The following is a 20,919-nucleotide window of genomic DNA, read 5'->3' on the forward strand; positions in this document are numbered from 1 at the left end:
GTTTGAATTATCGAATCTAATGGCTTTTTAAGCGGTTAATCTATTTTGAGTTCATATCCAGTCAAATCACTCCATTTGCGCACCCAGGGCGCGGATAAACCTAGTGACTGTTGTAATTCATCAGCTTGCTGCTGTGCCTGACTTACTGTGTCATATTGCCCAAATAACACAATATGGCGCTGTTTATAACGAGCTTGTTGGGCATAAGCTGAGTCTGTTTGAATCCGTTCTAGTTTAGATAATATTTGAGTGAGTGACTTAGCCTCTCGGACACTGGCAATTTGCAATGTATAACCAGGTTTATCTAACAGTGATAAACTCGCCGTATTATCATTGTTAGATAAACCTTCAGCGACTAACTTGTCGCTCTCGACAATCAGCTTTCCTTCTGACACTTCAGATAGCTGCACATCTTGATTTATGTCTTGAGATCCTGCTTCAGGTGATTGATGAGTCATTGGGTCAGCGGCTAATTCATCTTCACTTATTTCAACGTTTTGCTCATCTTCTGTCTGTGAGATGTTGCTTTTTACATTGTGCTTATCAGTCATCTTACTGTTATTACCTGCACTGTTTCGCAGCATAATATCCACAAAATTGAATTCGGTAAGAGTAGGCTTGAGCACTTCTAGCCTTAGACCAGTCTCAGCCTGATTCAAGCCAGCCGTGTCGTTAATGACTGGTTGCAGTAATAATTCAGCGTAATTATAAATAGCCCACTGCGCAGGCGTTTCTGGTGGCAAATAAATGTTATTAAACTTTACGTTATCTGCTGGCACTTCAGCAGTTTCTTTAAACATAAACCAGCTTGCTAAAACAAGAGTTAGTAACAACACAACAGACCCCATGACCCAAGGCAAAAATTTAGGCCACTTTTTGACGTCTTCAGGTTGGTCCTCTAGTGCTTTATTCAATAAATTGATCACTTCGGTAGGCGTGCCAGATTGTTTTTCAATTTGAGCTTGAATAATTTCACGCGGAATAAACGGGGTTTTATTACTTCTCACCAAAAGTGTGCGATATAAGCCTTCTCGCTCAGCCAAGGATAAAGGCTCTAACTCAACATGTAGCAGCAAAGCTTGCATTGAGTCTGTGAGCTCGTGAGTCAGTTCGGCAAGTGAATCAGTTTCGATGGTAAACGTCATCGAAATGGGCTTACCCGCACATTGCAACTGAGTCAAAATCAAGCATTCAGCCCAAAGCTCTTTTGGCATGTATTGCGCATCATCAATAATGATGTGTAAAGGCTTAGTTAAGCTAGATTGTATTCGAAGTAACGTATCAGCCAATGGAAGCGCATCATCAAAGATAGGAGATGAAATGAGTTGAACAAGGATTTTACGTCGAATTTCTGCGCTATCTGCATGCATTGGGCAGATTACGAGTGCAGAATTATAACTATCCAGTTCACTTGCAAGGGCTGTAACTAAGGTTGTTTTGCCAGCTCCTTTAGCACCGGACAAGAGTACCAATTGCTCGCTGTAGCTAGCAATGTGCTGTAATCGCTGTACTAGAGATTCTTGAGAAGGTAACAATAGCGTTTGTTGAATGTCCACAAGCCCACCATTAGACTCACACGTTACTTAGACTTGGCTAATCACTTCTGCCAATAATGAAGTTTCAACATCTGAAAAAACGTCAGCGGAGCCAATTGACGTGGGTAACACTAACCTAATTTGACCAGCAAGGACTTTTTTATCTCGCTGCATATGCGCAATAAATTGATCAAATGTCATTGAATCTGGTGATGCAACTGGCAAATCAAACGCTTGCAGTAAAGCAACGACCCTATCGAAATCTTGTTGTGAGATTAAATTGAGTTTTAATGACGTGAGTGCCGCCATGACTGTACCAGCAGATACCGCTTCACCATGAAGCCATACGCCATAACCCATTACAGCTTCAATGGCATGTCCGAAGGTGTGGCCTAAATTAAGCAAAGCTCGTACGCCACGCTCTGTTTCATCTTGTGCAACCACATCAGCCTTAATTTGGCAGCATCGAGCTATAGCATAAGTTAATGCATCATTATCAAGCCCTTTAAGTGACTCGACATTTTGCTCTAACCAACTAAAAAACTCAGCGTCCCAGATAATGCCATACTTAATCACTTCAGCCATACCAGCTGCAAACTCTTTAGCCGGTAAAGTTGATAAGCAATCGGTATCGATGATCACGGCTTGAGGCTGATAAAATGCCCCAATCATGTTTTTCCCTAACGGATGATTGACTGCTGTTTTGCCACCAACTGAAGAGTCAACTTGCGAAAGCAGTGTGGTTGGAATTTGTATAAACTCAACACCTCGCTGGTAGCAAGATGCAGCAAAGCCAGCCATGTCACCAATGACACCGCCACCTAATGCAACTATGACACAATCGCGGGCATAGTTATTTTCAAGCAAAGCTGAAAATATCAAATCCAGATGTGTGAGATCTTTATATTTCTCACCATCAGGAAGCACAACAACACCCACGTCAGCACAACTCGCCATCGCTTGTTGTGCCGTTGTCAGGTACAAGGGGGCGATAGTGTCATTGGTGACTATGAGTGCTTTTTTACCGGAAAGGTAATCGGAAAGGTAAGCATTTTGCTGCAATAAATTCTGGCCAATAAAAATGGGATAACTTCTTATACCTAATTCAACCTGAACTTGTTGCATAAACCTACCTAAAAACCGAGTTGCTCAATAATTTGATTTGCGACTATTTTAGCGCTTTGCTCATCTGTCTTAACAATCACGTCAGCAATCTCTTCGTATAAAGGATTACGAACATCAGCAAGATTCTCTAGCACTTCGCGCGGGTCATCAACCTGCAAAAGAGGTCGACGCTTATCGCGTTGAGTACGAGCGACTTGCTTATCGATTGTCGTCTCAAGGTATACAACGATACCGCGAGCTGACAAATGATTACGTATGTCTTTACTTTGTACAGATCCGCCGCCAGTAGCAAGGACGATACCTTGCTTTTCCGAAAGGTCAGCGATGACCTGAGCTTCGCGACGACGGAAACCTTCTTCGCCTTCAACGTCAAACACCCAGGCAATATCTGCACCTGTGCGTTGCTCAATCTCATGATCTGAATCGTGGAAATCTAAATGCAGCATTTGGGCCAAATGGCGACCAATTGTGCTTTTGCCTGCGCCCATTGGGCCTACCAGAAAAATATTGCGTTTTTCAGCCATTTTATATACGTCTGAATCTTATATGAAAAGTATGCCTTATCGACTTAAACTCAAGCCGACCTATAATTTAACCTTGCTCTAATGAGACTTGACGGAGGATTATCTCAGTTATGCACCAGTTGTTGCAAGTCATGTTGACGAATTAAGCTGAGTTTCTTAAAAATAAATTCTACTTCTCCTTATTAATCAGAATAACGTTTCCTGAAGTCTAGTGCAGAAGCTTTATTTTTATAGCATGAAATTAATAACTTAATCGAAGTTAACCTAAAGAACAGGCAAAAAAATACCAGCGAGAACGCTGGTATTTTTGATTCGCAATTTTTTACAACTGCTCAGTCACAATCTTAGGTGTAACGAAAATCAGTAACTCTTGACGCTCATTACTATCAGATGTGTTTCTGAACAAGAAGCCAACTAACGGAATATCACCTAGAACCGGCACCTTACTCACACGGCTAATTAAGTTTTGCTGATATATACCACCTAACACAATGGTTTCACCATTATCCACAAGTACTTGAGTGCCGATACGCTGAGTATCAATAGACACTGCTTCACCTGTACCAGTTTGAACTGTTTCACCACGGGTATCTTGGGTTATTTCTAAATCAAGAATCACACGATCATCCGGCGTAATTTGCGGTGTAACCTTTAAAGAAAGAACCGCTTTCTTAAATGAAACAGTTGTTGCACCACTTGATGCAGACTCAACATAAGGAATTTCTACACCTTGCTCAATATAAGCAGACTTTTGATTAGAGGTGGTAATGCGCGGGCTGGCAATAATCTCACCTTTATTCTCTTGCTCAAGTGCACTTAACTCTAAATCAAGTACGGTACCATCGGCCATTTTAGCGACACTAAATGCAATACTCGCAGCGTTAGTTGCCGAAGAAGGCAAATTAACATTTAAGCGATCACTTAATGCAGGTACAACACCAGCAACGATATCATTTGCGCCTTCAAGCGAACCAGAGGTTCCTTTATCGCCTTGTTGATCTGTTATGCCCCAGCGAATACCTAAATCTTCAGATACGTTGTCCTTGACTGTCACCATTCGCGCTTCAATCAACACTTGTTTAATTGGAATATCGAGTATTTCAACTAAGCGATGAATTGTTTCTAACGACTCTGCAGTATCTTTTACAAGCAGTGTATTCGTCCGTTCATCAACAGCAACACTACCCCGAGTTGATAACAAACTAGAATCTGCACTTTTCATTAACTCAGCAATATCTGCAGCTTTAGCATAATTAATTTGAATGTACTCAGAATATAGCGGAGCTAACTCCTTCACTTCTTTTTGATTCTCTAAATCTTGCCTTTCACGTGTAGCCAACTCTTCACTAGGCGCCACCATTAAGATATTACCTTCAATACGCTTATCAAGCCCTTTAGTTTGCAAAATAAGATCAAGTGCTTGATCCCAAGGTACATCATCTAAACGTAACGTGATATTGCCTTCAACAGTATCACTCGTTACAAGGTTGAAATCATTGTAATCGGCAATAATTTGCAGCACAGTTCTGACTGAAATATTCTGGAAGTTCAATGAAAGTGAGCGTCCATTGTATTTCTTTTCTTCAGCAGCAACGGCAACACGCTCAACTTTATTAATACTAACCTTAAAAACGTTACCTTCTTGCTTATAGTTATAATCGTAGTTGCCATCAACATCGACCATAATGCGTGAAGTTAAATCATCCTTAAAAGTTTCAAAACTTGTCACAGGTGTATTAAAGTCCTGCACATCCATAACATATAACAGCTCATTATTAATTGCTGTGTTATAAAGCTTAACTTCTAATTTTGAGCCAACCTGAGCCACATTTGCCGCAACAGAGCGGTTATTCAAATGAATCAGTAAATCACCACCACCAGTTTTATTGCGTCTAAAGTCAATAGTATCAATACCATTAACAAACGGGTTACTGGCATTATCAGGCCCAGACATTGTGTCATTCACAGTTAAGCGATAGGTATTACCCACAACTTTACCTTGATAAGGCTTAACCTCTGCAAGATCGACAACAATATTTAAAGCGCCATCAACCTGTGTGGTTTTAAGCCCTTCAACACCTACACGATCAATCGTAATGTTCTCTTTTTCAAGGTTTGAAATACTGTCTTCAAAACTTAAAATTATTTGAGCAGGAGAACCTGACAAATCAACTTCAGGCTTATCTAGCGAGGATTCGAATACCAGTTCGAGTTCTAATTGATGATCGACAACAGAATGGTATTTAACATCCATTAACTTATTGGCGGCGAAAGCACTTGGAAGTGCGCCCAACATTAAAACAACACCCAATACCGTTTTAATTAGTGAGACTTTTTTTGTCGATGTTTGCATCGCGGCAGAAGATTTCATTATTCCCTCATCCTTCGCACATTAGTTACCAGATAGTTCTAAGTTGCTTGCTCTTTCAGCCCAGCAACCAGAACCATCTGGAATTAATTCTATTATTTCAATATATTGCGGTGTCACTTTACCTATTTTCCCATGGTAAAGACCGAGATACTCACCGACCCCTAAACGATATACATTGGCATCAGAAGACTCGACCAAAGCCCAAATAGTGTCATCTTCTGTTAATGTACCGCGCATTCTTAAATTGTCTAAAGCATATGTTTCTAAACGACCTTTACGACGCTTTAAGTCAGGCTGTAGACAATTTCTACTTGTATCAACCACTTCTTCTGTAAGCTCGCGTGAAGGTGGTACAAAAGGACTGCGCATTAATTCTGCTTGATAAGCAAAATGTTCAAACTTAGGAGTTTCTTTTAACGGAGGAATACGAGCAATGTGCTGCGCTTTAGTTGTCGTTACAAACAACTCTAAATCACTGCGATCACCAATACAGCCAGTTAACATTAACACCATCATTAATACAGGGAGGAATCTCATTACTTATTCCCCTTATTCTCAGCAGGCAGCTGTGCACCTTCTTTAAATCGATAGGTTTTTGCTAAAATGTCCATCGACAAACTACCGCTATCATCTCGTGTAATAACAAAATCATGTAAGCTAACAATACGAGGTAATTTTGCTACACCACTGACCATATTACCGAGTTGATGATAATCACCCACTACAGCAATTTTAATTGGGAATTCTAAATAGAAGTCACGCTCAATCTCAGTATCCCAATCTAAGCTATTTATTCTTAAACCTGCGTCAGTTGCTACAAATGTAGTGTCGTCTAATAAGCCCGGCATTTCATTTTCAGAAGGCAACATTTTAAGTAACTCAGCAAATTGCGCTTCCATAACAACCAGCTGTTCACGATATAGCTTTAAGTTTGCGGCTAAACGATATTTAGATTGAAAATCTTCTCGTAAAGTTATTTCTTTTCTTTCTTCGTTATTTAAAACGTCAATTGCATCGGAGACAAATAAATAATAACTTGCCCCCATAACACAGATTGACAGAAATACTGCGAAAACAACCTTAACTAAAGCAGGCCAACTACCGATATTTTCAAAATCAATATCATTAAACTGATCTAAGTCTAAATTCATTATTGACCTCCTTCAGTTGCTTCAACTGACTCAACATCAGAAATCGTCACTTTTAATCTAAACTTTTGCAGTTGTCGTAAGTTCTCATTTTGGCTAATAATAGACTGCATACTTGGATCATTTAAGTATTGTGATGTTTTCACCTTACGCATCATATTAGCCACGTTATTATTCGATTCACTGCGGCCTTCAATCCAGAGTAAGCTACCTTTTTTCTCAATACTTGAAAGGTATATTCCTGGCGGAACAATTCGCACTAATTCATCTAAAACATGTGTCGGCAAGTTTCGAGATTGCTGAAGGTTTAATATAATCTTAGTACGTCTTTCAATATCTTTCTTTCGAGCTGTGATTTTTCTTATTTCGGCAATTTGTGCATCTAATAGTGATATTTCATTTTGAAGATAAGCATTTCGTTGGCGTTGATCATCAGTAACAACCTCAATAAAGCTAAGTGTTAAAAATACAGCTAAACAGGTCACTAAAAAAACCAATGCTAATATGCCAATATAATCTCGTTTTTGTTTTTCTCTGGCCTCTTCACGCCAAGGAAGTAAATTTATGTTCGCCATTGAGCGTAACTCCTAAGCGCTAAACCACATGCCACCATATATTTACTAATACTTGGCTTAAGCTGGTTTTTAATATCGTCCTCAGCATGCAAACAACCTTGGAACGGGTCTGCGACAATAGAATGTACACCCAATTCATTAGTTAATAATGCAGTCATGCCTTCAAGTTTTGCGGTACCACCACAGAGCACAATATAATCAACTTTATCTTTACCACTGGCAGTACAATAAATTTGAAGTGTACGTTTAATCTGCTGTAATAATTGTGTTTGAAACGGTGATAACACCTCAAACATATAATTACGCGGTAACTCGCCTGTTATTTTGGCGTTCTCAGCTTCGTCATATGGCATGCCATAAAACGATAAAATAGATTGAGTAAATAACTCACCACCAAACGCTTGCTCACGAATAAAGGTTGTTTCTCCATGCTCAACTACGGCAAATGTCGTCATATTGGCACCGATATCAACCAATACTACAGATTTCTCATTCGCACCTTCGGGTAATTGTGCAAGGATTAATTCTGATGACCGCCCTAGTGCATAAGCTTCAACATCCACCACCTTGGTATCGAGCTCAATCGCATCTAAAGAATCCATACGAGTATCAATATTATCTGTGCGACAAGCACTTAACAGCACATCAACTTTTGTCGGGTCAGTTGTGTTTGCCTGAAGAGTTTCAAAATCGATACTCACTTCATCTAGTGAATAAGGGATAAGGTTATCTGCTTCAATCTCAATTTGTGCTTCCATTTCTTCTTCATTTAATGAAGCGTCCATGTAAATGACTTTGGTCATGACAGCAGAGCCAGAAACCGCGACAGCTGCAGACTTAATACTCTTAGGCAGTCCTCGCTTAATATGTCTTAAAGATTCAATAACAGCTTCTGAATCGCGGATTTCGTGATCGACAACCGCACCTTTACGTAGAGGTGCAGATATATAGTTTTGAATTTTATATCCATCAGCGGTCTTACTTAGCAAAATGGCCTTAATCTCATGAGAACCAATATCGATCCCGACCATTTGCGGAGCTTGACGCTTCCAAAATTTAGAAAGCATATTCCATCATCGCATTTATTTTTTTATATTTTAAAATAGATTAGCACAAAATCAACTCGTTATAAGTATTTGTATTAAATGTTTCTAAATTTTACAACTTGTTTTTTTCTGTTTTCATGTTTTTACTTCACCAAAAACCTTCCCCCTTATATACTAGCGAGCATATTTTTGATTTTTGGAATATTTCGGTGAAGTGGTTTAAACGAATACTTATTGCTATATTTAGCTTAACTTTATTAGGAATCGGCACTATTGTCGCAGCCTATTATTATGTTTTGCCAGATTTACCGGATGTAAATTCCTTAAAAACGGTAAAATTACAAACCCCATTGCGAATATACAGCGATGACGGTTTATTGATTTCTCAATTTGGTGAAAAAAGACGAGTACCCATTGAATACCAAGATGTACCCGAACAATTAATTAATGCAGTTTTAGATACAGAGGATGCTCGTTTCTTTGAACATAAAGGCATTGATCCTATCGGTATTGTGCGTGCTGCTATTATTTTGGTTACCACGGGTAAAAAAAGCCAAGGTGCAAGTACCATCACTCAACAAGTCGCTCGCGGCTTTTTCCTTTCACGTGAAAAAACCTATATTCGTAAAACAAAAGAAATCTTTTTAGCACTCAAAATCGAAAAAGCGCTTTCAAAAGAAGAAATTTTAACTCTTTATCTAAACCGTTCTTTCTTGGGGAATCGTGCCTATGGTGTAGGTGCTGCAGCACAAGTTTATTATGGTAAAGATTTAGAACAACTGAGCCTGCCTGAAATGGCAATGATTGCTGGTTTGCCGCAAGCTCCATCCGCAGCAAATCCGATAAGAAACCCAGAACGTGCCAAAACCCGCCGTAACTGGGTATTAAGCCGGATGCTCGAAAAACGCAATATCACAGAAGCGCAATACCAAGAAGCCATTAATGCCCCGATTACTGCAAGATATCATGGAGCAGAAATTGATCTATATGCACCATATATTTCTGAAATGGCGCGTGAATACATGGTCAATAAATACGGCGAAGAAGAAGCCTATACTAATGGCTATAACGTCTATACCACGATTTCATCTGACTTACAGTTAAAGGCACAAAGCGCGTTACGCGATAATGTTTTTGCTTACGACCAACGTCATGGTTACCGCGGGCCAATTGCCGAATTATGGACAGATGACCCCATGTCCACCAGCGATATTATCACTAACTTAAAAAGCACTTCTTCGGTACAAGGTATTATGCCAGCAGCTGTACTTGCCATTGAAGAGCAACAAGCCACGGTGATGAATGCTAGAGGGGAAGAAATCACCTTAGAATGGAACGGGCTAAAATGGGCTCGTAAATTTATCACCGATCGCCGTCAAGGCACACCGCCCAAGAAAGCTGAAGATATTTTAGCTGTTGGCCAGAAAGTGTGGATAAGAAACAACGGCGAATATTGGCAACTTTCTCAAATTCCGCAAGTATCAAGTGCCACAGTATCACTTGAACCAAGTGATGGCGCAATTCGTACGCTCGTTGGTGGTTTTAGCTTTACCCAAAGCCAATACAACCGTGTGACCCAGGCAAAGCGCCAGCTGGGGTCAAATATCAAACCATTTATATATTCAGCAGCGCTTGAAAAAGACTATACATTGGCAACACTAATTAATAACGCGCCAATTAATAAGCCAGATACTCGACAAGGCACCGCTTGGAGACCTAAAAACTCTCCAGATATCTACGGAGGACCAACGCGTCTTCGTATGGGCTTAGCGCAATCTGTGAACGTCATGTCTGTTCGCGCGATGAGACACATTGGGTTAGATAATACTATCGATAAACTTGTGGAGTTCGGGTTTGATCCTAATGATCTACCTCGAAATGAATCAGTGGCACTCGGCTCTCCTTCTGTAACACCTTTGCAAGTTGTTACTGCGTTTAATGTGTTCACCAACGGTGGTTACTTAGTTGAGCCTTACTTTATCAAGCAAGTCACCGACTCTTATGACAATGTAATTGAAGAAGCCAATCCTCTTTTAGCGTGTACGCCATCAGAAAATGATCATAATGGAACTGATGACAGTCTAAGTGATACAGAATTAACCTCTAAATCAGACGCAAATGACCCATTCGCAGCAATGGCAGCTGAATTTGCTAGCTCACAACAAACTGAAATTAACCAAGCAAATGACACAACCGCTCAATCAAGTGCTATTAGTCAATGTGGCGATGAGAATAGTCGTTATGCACCAAGAATTATCACTGAGCAAACCGCTTTCCTTATCTCTGAAGCATTAAAAAGTGTTATTTGGGGTGGTGGTAATTGGAGTAAAGGCACTGGTTGGAACGGGACGGCATGGCGAGCTTCTCGCCTAATCAAGCGTCATGATATTGCTGGTAAAACAGGAACAACCAATGAATCTCGTGATACCTGGTTTAGTGGGTTCAATCCAACATTAACGTCAACATTTTGGGTCGGTTTTGATGATCACAGCCGCCGTTTAGGCCGTACAAGCTGGGTAGCTGATGGACCTGAAAATCAGATATCAGGGGCAGAAGCAGGCGCCAAGACAGCTGGGCCTGGTTGGAATGATTTTATGAATCAAGCGCTCAAAGGCACTGAGGAAAAGACCACCATTCCGCCTAAAGGCATTATCTCTGCGCGTATTGATTTAGCAACGGGTTTATTAACGCGTAAAACTGATCACACAACTTCTTTTGAGTACTTTGTCGAAGGAACTGAACCGACTGAATATGCGACAGAAGAAACCATTGATGACGATATATTTATTGAAAATCCAACAGATGATTTATTTCAATAAACCCTAAAATGCATCTATAAAATGTGAATGCTAAAAAGCCCTGAGTTAATTTAACTCAGGGCTTTTTGTTATTACAGTCAAGGCTCAAACAATAAAGTAAGTGGCTACTTACCTTGCTTTGCAGCTAATGCTTGTTTAACTTGCGCTAATGATGTGCCACCTAATGCTTCACGCTTTTCTAAACATGACTCAATAGTCAAACACTCATAAACATCATCACTGATAATTGGGCTAAATTGCTGTAACTCTGAAATAACCAAATCTTCTAATGGTGTTTGTTTAGCAATCGCGGCGACGACAACTTCACCGACGACATGATGGGCTTCTCTAAATGGCATACCTTTAGCCACTAGATAATCAGCTAGCTCTGTAGAATTAGCATAACCTTGCTGGGCAGCTGCGAGTGTTCTTTCACGGTTTACTTGTAAACCGCTAAGAACTAATGCGGCCATTTCAAGACAAATTGACCAACTATCCATCACATCAAATAAGCCTTCTTTGTCTTCTTGCATATCTTTGTTGTACGCCAAAGGTAGTGCCTTCATTGTGGTTAAAATGCCCATCAAGCTGCCATAAACACGGCCTGTTTTACCACGGATCAGTTCCAATGTATCTGGGTTCTTCTTTTGTGGCATTAATGATGAACCCGAAGTCACTTCATCATCTAAGTCAATAAACCCAGCTTCACCACTATTGAAGAAAATCAAATCTTCCGCCATACGGCTTAAATGCATCATACTAATTGATGCATCACTACAAAGTTCAATCACATGATCACGATCAGATACAGTATCTAGACTGTTTAACGTTGGAGCAGAAAAACCTAAAGACTCGGCAATTGCATGCCTATCCATTGGATAAGCGGTTCCCGCTAATGCACCACAACCCAACGGACAAGTATCTGCACGTTTCAATGCATCTTCAAGGCGACTAATATCACGCTCAAACATTTCAACATAAGCCAAACACCAATGACCAAACAACACGGGTTGTGCTCTTTGTAAATGAGTATAACCAGGCATCACAGCATCAATTTCACGCTCAGCTAAGTCAATGAGGGCGTTCTTTAACTTGCGCAGTAATGTAAGTGATTGCTCACCCTCTTTTTTACACCATAACTTGAGGTCTGTTGCGACTTGATCGTTACGTGAACGACCAGTGTGTAACTTCTTACCTAAATCACCGACTTTTGCAATTAATGACTGCTCAACAAAGCTATGAATATCTTCTGCTCCTGACGTAATGATAGCCTCAGGTTTATCGGCGACTTCAACCAACAATTCATTTAACGCACCATGCAGCTGTTCACATTCTTGTTGCGTTAAAATACCGACAGAAGTAATAGCGCTAGCCCATGCAATTGAGCCCACAATGTCTTCTTCAATTAAGCGATAATCTACTGGTAATGAATCATTAAATAATTTGAATAATGCACTGCTTTCTTGACTGAATCTTCCGCCCCATAACGCCATGTCGATACCCTCTTTTCAATTCTTATCTGTTTACAAAAACGGGGCTTTGCTGCCCCGTTTATTTTTCATATTAATTAACAGGTCTACTTACTATTAAGTGCTCTGATGCGACTTGATAAAGAATAAAGACGGATAAAGCCTTCTGCATCTTTTTGATCATAAACATCATCATCACCAAATGTGGCAAATTCTTCAGAATATAGACTGTTTGGAGAACGCTTTTTCACGACACTCGCTTGACCTTTGTATAACTTAACGACCACTTCACCATTCACTAATTCCGCTAAAGATTCAGATGCAGCTAAAAGTGAATTACATAAAGGGGTAAACCAACGGCCATCATACACAAGGTGGGCCATTTGAGCGCCAACTTGCTCTCTCCATTCACGACTAGTTTTATCTAATACCAGCTCTTCTATCGCACGAAGACCAGCAAACATCACTGTTCCACCAGGCGTTTCATAACAACCACGAGATTTCATGCCCACTAAACGATTTTCGGTTATATCAATACGACCCACACCGTGTGCTGCCGCTACCTCGTTTAATTGCATTAATGCTGCGTATGGCGATAACGCAACACCGTCAACGTGAGTCACACGACCATTCTCAATATTTAGTGCAACGTATTCTGGCGTATTAGGCGCATCTTCTGGCGCAACAGTCATAGTCCATACTTCTTTACTTGGCTCGTTCCAAGGATCTTCTAACTCACCACCTTCATGTGAAATGTGCCAAGCATTAGCATCACGGCTATAAATTTTAGTTGCAGAAGCTGTTGTCTCAATATTTCTCTCAGCTAAGTAATCAAGCAAATCTTCACGACTTACCATTGACCATTCACGCCACGGCGCTATCACTTTTAAGTCTGGTGCCAGCGCAGCAAAACAACCTTCAAAACGAACTTGGTCATTGCCTTTACCAGTACAGCCATGACATACCGCGTCAGCGCCCACTTTACGAGCAACTTCAACCTGAGCTTTAGCAATAATTGGACGAGCCATTGAAGTACCGAGTAAATAAGTCCCTTCATAGATAGCTCCTGTAGCAATCGTTGGATAAATATAATCAGCCACCAGCTCTTCTTTCAAATCAACGATGTAACATTCAGAAGCGCCTGACGCGATGGCTTTTTCATGTAAGCCCTCAAGCTCTGCATCGCCTTGACCAACGTCGGCACAAAAGGCAACAATTTCACAATTATCATAGGTTTCTTTTAACCAAGGGATAATGGCCGAAGTGTCCAATCCACCTGAATACGCTAATACGACTTTTTTAATACTTGGTTGCTGTTCAATAGACATCTTTAATATTTCCTAACATAAACTGGGTAAAGCCGATTCACTTACTGTGTTAAAGCCAATCGACGAAGTATTTGTTTAACCTAATAGCGTTACCAGTACTGCATTTTGTGCATGCATTCTGTTTTCTGCTTGTTGCAAAATAAGTGAACCTTCACCGTCAACGATTTCTGCAGTCGCTTCCACTTCTCTATATGCAGGTAAACAATGCATGAAGTAATTAGCACCAACTTGGGTCATTAATGCTGTATTGACTTGGTAAGGTTTAAATTTGGCTTCAATCTCTTCCATTGAAGTGTTATCTCCCATAGAGATCCAAGTGTCGGTGTAAACCGCATCTTGCGGGCCCATTTCATTAATATCTGAGGTTAAAATAAGCTTACCGCCATGCTTTGCAGCTAACGCTTGTGCTTCACACACCACTTGTCCATCAGGGAAATGACCCGGCGGGCAAACAACAGTCATAGTGGCACCTAAAATTGCAGCGCCATACATCAATGAGTGAGTCACATTGTTACCATCACCTAAGTAAGCTAATTTCACGTTACTAATATCATCAAACTTTTCAGATAATGTCAGAAAATCAGCTAAGCCTTGGCATGGGTGGTATAAGTTACATAATGCATTAATCACTGGCACTGAAGCATGCTTAGCTAATCCAGCGATAGTCGTATGAGAAAATGTTCTGGCAACAATCGCATCAGCCCAACAAGAAATATTAGTAGCAAAATCAGAAACCGGCTCACGTTTACCTAAGGCCCCATTTTGCTGATCTAAATAAACTGAATGGCCACCTAATTTATTAATGCCGATATCAAAACTCACTCTGGTACGTAAAGAAGGTTTCTCAAACAACATCACCACGCTTTTACCTGCCAAGGCTTGGTTATAATCAGCTGGATTTGCTTTAATCTTCTTAGCAAGCGCTAATAAATCAAGTAACTCTGTTTGCGATAAATCTTTTATAGATAATAAATGTTCCATTAGTGTGTTACTCCTATGGCTGAATTTGGGTGCCAACGGATTGTCCGTTTGATAAGGCAATTAATTGTTGAGGCTGTTTCCAAGATGCAACTTGCACCGGCTTCCCCATCCACTGAGCAACTTCTAATGCCGCTTCGACTTTGACTTTCATTCCTTTTTCTATCACGCCTTGCTGAACTAAATCTGAAATTTGTTGTTGATTTAATTGATCAATTAACTCGCCATTACCATCTAATACACCCGGTACATCAGATAGAAGCACTAACTGACCTGCCACTAACTTTGCTAAGGCCGTTGCAGCTTGATCTGCATTAACGTTAAGCATGTCACCTTGTGCTGACACAGCAATTGAACTACAAATTGGCAGCCAGCCTTGTGATAATAAATAAGTTAAGTAACTCGCATCTTTCGGTGTCACTTCACCCACTAGGCCTAAGTTTTCATTTTTAACTACTGCATCAACGGTATTACCATCGGCTAAACTCATACCAACGGCCACAATACCCGCCTTAATTGCAGCGGCCTGTAATAACTTGTTTGACGTTCCAGCCAATGCACCTACGACAATTGGAATTTGGTCACTGGGAGTCACTCTTAAACCATCCAATTTAATGGTTTCTTTACCATTGGCAGCTAATTGCTCATCGACTAAACATCCACCGCCGTGAACAAAAATAACTTTCTGGCCGTCAGACATCATGTTTGCAACAACGCCCATGAGTTCAGCCATTCCTGATTCTGATTGTAATAATGCGCCGCCAACTTTTAATACAATAACTGGGTTACTCTGTGACATGATGATTCCCCGTTATAGGCCAAAGTGAATTTTAATGCACTGCAGGCCTTGGCTTGCAGCACCTTTCATTAAGTTATCAATCGCACTCGCAACCACCAAGTAATTGCTTTGAGAATCATACTTCCAACCGACAATGCAGTTAGGTGTATTCACAACATCGTCCACCTTAGGGAATTGGTTTTGTAAAACGCTAACTAACGGACTGTCATTGTAAACTTGATAAGCTTTAGCAATATCAGCTTCTGTAGTGCCTTTCGCTAACTGAACCGTAATCGTGGCTAAAATGCCCCGTTTAAAGTTACCTAGGTGTGGAGTAAAGATAACTTCTTGCCCTAAATGAGTGGCAATTTCAGGCTGGTGACGATGACCTAATACGCCATATGGCGTTAAGCTGACTTCACAAAAGCTAGTATGAAGCTGGGCTTTTCTGCCCGCTCCAGTAACGCCACTAACAGCATTAATGACAGGGTAAGCATCCGTTAGGTATGGCGTTAAAGGTTTCAGTGCAGTTAATGACGCTGTTGGATAACAGCCCGGAACTGCAATCATTTTACTGCCAGCGATTTGTTGATGATTCCACTCTGCTAAGCCATAAACGGCTTCAGCAAGAACATCTTGCTGGGTATGCTCAAACCCATACCATTTAGGGTATTGCTCGATATCAGCAAAACGGTAAGCACCACTTAAATCAAAAACTGCTAAACCTTGCTTATAAAAATAAGCAGCTAATTCTAAACTTACTGCATGATCAGTCGCGAGCACGACGCCATCAGCTTCCTCTATAATTGATTGTTTAGCTTCTGCCGTTAGCGGAGATAACGACAACTTGATTTGCTGGTATGCAGGGTATAGCTCAGCAAGTGCCTTTCCTTTATCAAGACTGTTTTCTGATACATAAAGGCCTTGAATAGAAAGCGATGTATCGTTATCAATTAAAGCGGTGATTTGTGCACCGGTATAGCCACTAGCGCCAATTATTGCGATGTTTTTCATTATATTGTCGTCTTTAGGTCAGTAAACTAGAGAAATAATTCGGTATATGAGCAGGGTGCTCGAGATTAAAACTATCGTCGAAGATAGTTTACCTTGGGATCTGTTACAGTGAATTGAATCGCAATTAAATACATATTTATAATCTTTAATCTAATCAAGTTATGGTGAATGCCTTAGCTGTTTGCTAGACTAACACAATAAATTAATTATGCAATAATAATGAATACATATTTATTGCAAGCACTATAAAGGTTGCTATGAATTCATTACCAGATTTAAAAAATGCATTTAAACAGCTAATTGCACTCCCTTCGATCAGTGCATTAGAAGCTGAGCAAGATATGAGTAATCATGCAGTCATTGAGTTACTTCAATCTTGGTTTTCAGATATGGGTTTTAACTGCACTGTTCATACCGTGGCTGACAGCCGAGGCAAACAGAACTTAATCGCAACTATTGGCTCAGGCAGTGGCGGCCTGTTATTGGCTGGACACACTGACACCGTTCCTTTTGATGAAGGACGTTGGAGTCAGAGCCCTTTTGATTTAACAGAAAAAGATAACCGTTGGTATGGGTTAGGTACCTGCGATATGAAGGGCTTCTTTGCTTTAGTTATGGAAGCGCTGAAGTCGTTACCGCTTGATGAAATAAAACGTCCATTACATATTTTTGCTAGCGCTGATGAAGAAACCACAATGAATGGTGCTAAAGCGTTTGCAGATTCAAAAAGTATCGCCCCTGACTATGCAATCATCGGTGAACCCACCAGCTTAAAACCGGTATATATGCATAAAGGCCATTTAGCACAAGGTATCAGAGTGATTGGTAGAAGTGGTCATTCTTCTGACCCCGCTCGTGGCTTAAACGCGATTGAAATTATGCATCAAGTCATCGGTCAACTGATGAAACTCAAGCAGCATTTAAGTGAAAACTACCGTGAAGATGCATTTAGTGTTCCCTACCCCACGATGAACTTTGGCCATGTTCATGGCGGCGATGCAGCAAACCGTATTTGTGGCTGTTGTGATTTACATCTTGATATTCGCCCGTTACCTGGCATTGAGCTTGCCGATTTAGAGTTGATGGTGATTAATTATCTTGCAGACATCAACAAACAATACCCAGGCAGTATTGAGATATCCACGCTTTACCCAGGATCAGAGTCATTTGCAGGTAAACTTGATGATTATTGGACAAAAATGGTTGCAGATATCGCTAATACCGAGCCTGAGGTTGTTAATTACGCAACTGAAGCCCCTTATATAAAACAATTGGGCTGCCAAACCTTAGTAATGGGCCCTGGTAGTATCAATCAAGCTCATCAGCCAGATGAATACATAGGATTAGAATATTTAACCCCCACTGTTGAGTTAATGAAAAAGCTTATTTATCAGGCTTGTATTAAATAGTTGTAATAAGTTTCACTATCAGTAGCCAATAATCATGGTGCATGATTAATTATTAAAATAACCCATTGACCAACCCCCTCACAGCTAGCTATTGTGCTAGCTGTAGCCCATTAATGGTAGCGACTAATTAAGTTAAACTTATGGAGTAATTATGGCAGAGCAAACCGCCGACATGTACGCTTCTTTACGTTCTAATGTGAGTAGCTTAGGGCAAATTTTAGGTGATACGATGCGCGATCACCTTGGTGATGCATTTCTTGAAAAAGTAGAGCAAATTCGTATTCTGGCCAAAGAGTCTCGCCAAGGCGATGCAGAATCAAGACAACAAATGCTAGCTCTGCTCAATTCATTACCTGACAATGAACTGGTGCCATTTGCTAAAGCGTTTAATCAATTTTTAAACTTGGCCAATATTGCAGAGCAATTTCATACCATAAGCCGCAACTGTGATGAACTTGTCTGTGTACCAGATCCTGTCGAGCAGTTACTGGGACGAATGCTAAACAGTAATGCCAATGAACAAGAAGTCATCGACTGCTTAAAAACCCTCGATATTGATTTAGTCCTTACTGCTCATCCTACAGAAATATCTCGTCGTACTCTCATTCAAAAATACTCTGCTGTTGTCGACTGTTTAACAGAGCAAGAAAACCAGCAACTCACTGATCGAGAAAAAGGCCAAACACACCTTAGGTTACGTCAACTTATTGCACAGATTTGGCACACCAACGAGATCAGACATGAACGCCCAACTCCCGTAGATGAAGCACGTTGGGGACTAAGCACCATTGAAGCCTCATTATGGCAAGCCGTTCCAGACTTTTTAAGACAACTCAATGACCATGTTGAGTCAAAAACGGGTCAACAAATTCCCGCTGATATTTGTCCTGTTAGATTTTCTAGTTGGATGGGCGGGGATCGAGACGGTAACCCATTTGTGACCTCAAAAGTCACCGAGGAAGTATTACTCCGTAATCGCCATGCAGCAGCCAGATTATATTTAAAAGATATCGTTTCTTTGGTGAATGAATTATCCATGGAAGAAGCTAATGCCGAACTTAAAACGCAGCTGCCAGACAGTAAAGAACCCTATAGAGACGTACTAAGACAACTTCGTCATAAACTACGCAATACAATTGATTACCTCAATGCCCGCCTAGAAGGTCAGCAAATTGACCTGAACTATGACGATGTTGTATGGCAATTAGATGATTTAAAACAACCTCTTGAATTATTATACCGAAGCTTATCAGAATCTGGCATGCGCTTAATTGCTAATGGACTGCTGCTCGATATCTTACGTCGTTTAGCATGCTTTGGCATTCACATGCTACGTCTCGACATTCGCCAAGATGCTGAACGACATAGCGATGTGATTGCCGAATTAACTCGTTACCTCGGTATGGGCGATTATGATCATTGGGATGAAAGCGAAAAACAAGCTTTCCTATTAAGAGAGCTTACCAGTCGTCGGCCGCTTATCCCTGCTGATTGGCAACCGTCAGCCGACGTGGAAGAAGTCATCAATACCTGTAAATTAGTCGCCTCTCAACCTGCTACTGCACTAGGTTCTTACGTTATTTCAATGGCCAGTAAGCCATCGGATGTACTTGCAGTGTTGCTATTACTCAAAGAAACTGGCTGTCAACACCCAATGCGTGTTGTGCCACTATTTGAGACTTTGAGTGATTTAAATACCGCTGCTGACTGTATGACACAACTGCTCAATATCGACTGGTACCGTGGATATACAAAAGGTATGCAGGAAGTCATGATTGGCTATTCAGATTCTGCTAAAGATGCTGGCGTAATGGCTGCCGCATGGGCGCAATATCACGCCCAAGAGCAACTCGTTGCCGTTTGTAAGAATGCAGACGTCAAATTAATGCTTTTCCACGGTCGTGGTGGCTCAATTGGCCGTGGCGGCGGGCCAGCTCATAAGGCTATTTTATCGCAGCCACCAGGCTCAGTAGATGGTCGGATTCGAGTCACTGAACAAGGTGAGATGATTCGATTTAAGTTTGGCCTTCCAAAAGTAGCTGTTCAGAGTTTAGCTCTATATACCTCTGCAGTTATGGAAGCGACTTTATTACCACCTCCAGAGCCTAAACAAGCTTGGCGAGATTGCATGCAACGTATCGCTGATGATTCAGTAAAAGCGTATCGTGGTATCGTGCGTGAAGAACCAGACTTCGTCGCGTACTTTAGAGCAGCAACTCCAGAGGTGGAGTTAGGCAAACTTCCACTGGGCAGTCGTCCAGCTAAAAGACGTGTCGATGGTGGCATCGAAAGTCTCCGTGCCATTCCGTGGATTTTTGCATGGTCACAAAACCGTTTAATGCTACCAGCTTGGCTTGGCTCAGGAGAGGCACTTAAAGCTGCCAATGAACGTGGGGAGTCGGCACTGCTGAAGGAAATGGAACAAGAATGGCCATTCTTTGAAACCCGTATCTCTATGCTTGAAATGGTATACATGAAAGCCGAACCTAATCTTGCTCGATACTATGAAAGCACCTTAGTGCCAGAAAACTTGCATCATTTAGGTAAAAAGCTGCGTGAAAGTCTACAATTAGGCACAGAAGCGGTATTGTCGCTTACTGAATCAGAAGAGCTAATGTCCCACACTCCGTGGAACAGAGAGTCAGTCAAGCTACGTAATCCGTATATTGACCCACTGAACTTTCTACAAGCGGAACTTCTGAGTCGTACACGTAATGAGGAGCAAGCATCGAAACAAGTTGAGCTTGCGCTAATGCTGACAATTGCGGGTGTTGCCGCAGGGATGAGAAACACAGGATAATGCCATTATTTAAAATATGTT

16 protein-coding genes are annotated in these 20,919 nt (G+C 41.0%); 3 read left to right on the top strand and 13 right to left on the bottom strand.

The window, feature by feature from the left end; all coding sequences use genetic code 11:
* Nucleotides 1–35 precede the first annotated feature (35 nt).
* From J8L86_RS16255 to J8L86_RS16290, 8 genes are all read right to left on the bottom strand, one after another.
* A complete protein-coding gene (locus J8L86_RS16255; protein ID WP_211031031.1) occupies nt 36–1,556 on the bottom strand; it encodes an AAA family ATPase in 1,521 nt (506 codons plus the stop codon).
* 27 nt (nt 1,557–1,583) lie between these two features.
* The gene (aroB, locus tag J8L86_RS16260) at nt 1,584–2,660 is read right to left on the bottom strand and encodes a 3-dehydroquinate synthase (protein WP_211031032.1); all 1,077 of its coding nucleotides are present in this window, start codon (nt 2,658–2,660) and stop codon (nt 1,584–1,586) included.
* A gap of 8 nt (nt 2,661–2,668) precedes the next feature.
* Complete coding sequence (gene aroK / locus J8L86_RS16265) at nt 2,669–3,184, bottom strand: shikimate kinase AroK (RefSeq protein ID WP_055026228.1); 516 nt, start codon at nt 3,182–3,184, stop codon at nt 2,669–2,671.
* Between the two features lie 322 nt (nt 3,185–3,506).
* Complete coding sequence (locus J8L86_RS16270) at nt 3,507–5,555, bottom strand: type IV pilus secretin PilQ family protein (protein ID WP_065110438.1); 2,049 nt, start codon at nt 5,553–5,555, stop codon at nt 3,507–3,509.
* Nucleotides 5,556–5,576: 21 nt separating this feature from the next.
* Nucleotides 5,577–6,092, bottom strand: a complete 516-nt coding sequence (locus J8L86_RS16275; RefSeq protein ID WP_055026230.1) for a pilus assembly protein PilP — start codon at nt 6,090–6,092, stop codon at nt 5,577–5,579.
* A complete protein-coding gene (locus J8L86_RS16280; RefSeq protein WP_055026231.1) occupies nt 6,092–6,706 on the bottom strand; it encodes a type 4a pilus biogenesis protein PilO in 615 nt (204 codons plus the stop codon). The genes J8L86_RS16275 and J8L86_RS16280 overlap by 1 nt, the downstream gene beginning before the upstream one ends.
* Entirely contained in the window at nt 6,706–7,278 is a 573-nt protein-coding gene (locus J8L86_RS16285) for a PilN domain-containing protein (protein WP_055026232.1), read from the bottom strand. Before J8L86_RS16285 ends, J8L86_RS16280 begins: the two co-directional genes overlap by 1 nt.
* Nucleotides 7,266–8,345, bottom strand: a complete 1,080-nt coding sequence (locus tag J8L86_RS16290) for a pilus assembly protein PilM (RefSeq protein WP_055026233.1) — start codon at nt 8,343–8,345, stop codon at nt 7,266–7,268. The genes J8L86_RS16285 and J8L86_RS16290 overlap by 13 nt, the downstream gene beginning before the upstream one ends.
* Nucleotides 8,346–8,533: 188 nt before the next feature.
* On the opposite strand from J8L86_RS16290, the gene J8L86_RS16295 reads away from it, so the two are divergent.
* Nucleotides 8,534–11,143 (top strand): PBP1A family penicillin-binding protein, encoded by a 2,610-nt coding sequence (locus J8L86_RS16295; protein ID WP_211031033.1) that lies wholly within the window; start codon nt 8,534–8,536, stop codon nt 11,141–11,143.
* 104 nt (nt 11,144–11,247) lie between these two features.
* Here the strand turns inward: J8L86_RS16295 and argH are convergent, their stop codons facing one another.
* The 5 genes from argH to argC all read right to left on the bottom strand — a co-directional run bounded on the left by argH (nt 11,248) and on the right by argC (nt 16,689).
* Nucleotides 11,248–12,615: an argininosuccinate lyase gene (gene argH, locus J8L86_RS16300; RefSeq protein ID WP_211031034.1), complete on the bottom strand. Its 1,368-nt coding sequence runs from the start codon at nt 12,613–12,615 to the stop codon at nt 11,248–11,250.
* Nucleotides 12,616–12,698: 83 nt separating this feature from the next.
* On the bottom strand, nt 12,699–13,919 hold the full coding sequence (locus J8L86_RS16305) for an argininosuccinate synthase (protein ID WP_055026236.1): 1,221 nt from the start codon (nt 13,917–13,919) through the stop codon (nt 12,699–12,701).
* A gap of 75 nt (nt 13,920–13,994) precedes the next feature.
* A complete protein-coding gene (locus J8L86_RS16310) occupies nt 13,995–14,900 on the bottom strand; it encodes an ornithine carbamoyltransferase (RefSeq protein WP_055026237.1) in 906 nt (301 codons plus the stop codon).
* A gap of 13 nt (nt 14,901–14,913) precedes the next feature.
* On the bottom strand, nt 14,914–15,696 hold the full coding sequence (gene argB / locus J8L86_RS16315; RefSeq protein WP_065110443.1) for an acetylglutamate kinase: 783 nt from the start codon (nt 15,694–15,696) through the stop codon (nt 14,914–14,916).
* A 12-nt stretch (nt 15,697–15,708) separates the two neighbouring features.
* Nucleotides 15,709–16,689, bottom strand: a complete 981-nt coding sequence (argC, locus tag J8L86_RS16320) for an N-acetyl-gamma-glutamyl-phosphate reductase (RefSeq protein WP_065110444.1) — start codon at nt 16,687–16,689, stop codon at nt 15,709–15,711.
* 257 nt (nt 16,690–16,946) lie between these two features.
* On the opposite strand from argC, the gene argE reads away from it, so the two are divergent.
* Together argE and ppc are read left to right on the top strand one after the other, a co-directional pair.
* Nucleotides 16,947–18,098 carry an acetylornithine deacetylase gene (gene argE, locus J8L86_RS16325; RefSeq protein WP_065110445.1) on the top strand — a complete coding sequence of 384 codons (1,152 nt, stop codon included), beginning with the start codon at nt 16,947–16,949 and terminating at the stop codon, nt 18,096–18,098.
* Nucleotides 18,099–18,249: 151 nt separating this feature from the next.
* On the top strand, nt 18,250–20,898 hold the full coding sequence (gene ppc, locus J8L86_RS16330) for a phosphoenolpyruvate carboxylase (RefSeq protein WP_211031035.1): 2,649 nt from the start codon (nt 18,250–18,252) through the stop codon (nt 20,896–20,898).
* The last annotated feature ends 21 nt before the right edge of the window (nt 20,899–20,919 follow it).

It is taken from the genome of Shewanella sp. MMG014 (genome assembly GCF_018100775.1).
Taxonomy (GTDB): Bacteria; Pseudomonadota; Gammaproteobacteria; order Enterobacterales; family Shewanellaceae; genus Shewanella; species Shewanella japonica.

Coding starts and splice junctions, on each gene's coding strand:
- aroB (WP_211031032.1), bottom strand. CDS start 2,660: ATGCAACAAGTTCAGGTTGAATTAGGTATAAGAAGTTATCCCATTTTT.
- aroK (WP_055026228.1), bottom strand. CDS start 3,184: ATGGCTGAAAAACGCAATATTTTTCTGGTAGGCCCAATGGGCGCAGGC.
- J8L86_RS16270 (WP_065110438.1), bottom strand. CDS start 5,555: ATGAAATCTTCTGCCGCGATGCAAACATCGACAAAAAAAGTCTCACTA.
- J8L86_RS16275 (WP_055026230.1), bottom strand. CDS start 6,092: ATGAGATTCCTCCCTGTATTAATGATGGTGTTAATGTTAACTGGCTGT.
- J8L86_RS16280 (WP_055026231.1), bottom strand. CDS start 6,706: ATGAATTTAGACTTAGATCAGTTTAATGATATTGATTTTGAAAATATC.
- J8L86_RS16285 (WP_055026232.1), bottom strand. CDS start 7,278: ATGGCGAACATAAATTTACTTCCTTGGCGTGAAGAGGCCAGAGAAAAA.
- J8L86_RS16290 (WP_055026233.1), bottom strand. CDS start 8,345: ATGCTTTCTAAATTTTGGAAGCGTCAAGCTCCGCAAATGGTCGGGATC.
- argH (WP_211031034.1), bottom strand. CDS start 12,615: ATGGCGTTATGGGGCGGAAGATTCAGTCAAGAAAGCAGTGCATTATTC.
- J8L86_RS16305 (WP_055026236.1), bottom strand. CDS start 13,919: ATGTCTATTGAACAGCAACCAAGTATTAAAAAAGTCGTATTAGCGTAT.
- J8L86_RS16310 (WP_055026237.1), bottom strand. CDS start 14,900: ATGGAACATTTATTATCTATAAAAGATTTATCGCAAACAGAGTTACTT.
- argB (WP_065110443.1), bottom strand. CDS start 15,696: ATGTCACAGAGTAACCCAGTTATTGTATTAAAAGTTGGCGGCGCATTA.
- argC (WP_065110444.1), bottom strand. CDS start 16,689: ATGAAAAACATCGCAATAATTGGCGCTAGTGGCTATACCGGTGCACAA.
- argE (WP_065110445.1), top strand. CDS start 16,947: ATGAATTCATTACCAGATTTAAAAAATGCATTTAAACAGCTAATTGCA.
- ppc (WP_211031035.1), top strand. CDS start 18,250: ATGGCAGAGCAAACCGCCGACATGTACGCTTCTTTACGTTCTAATGTG.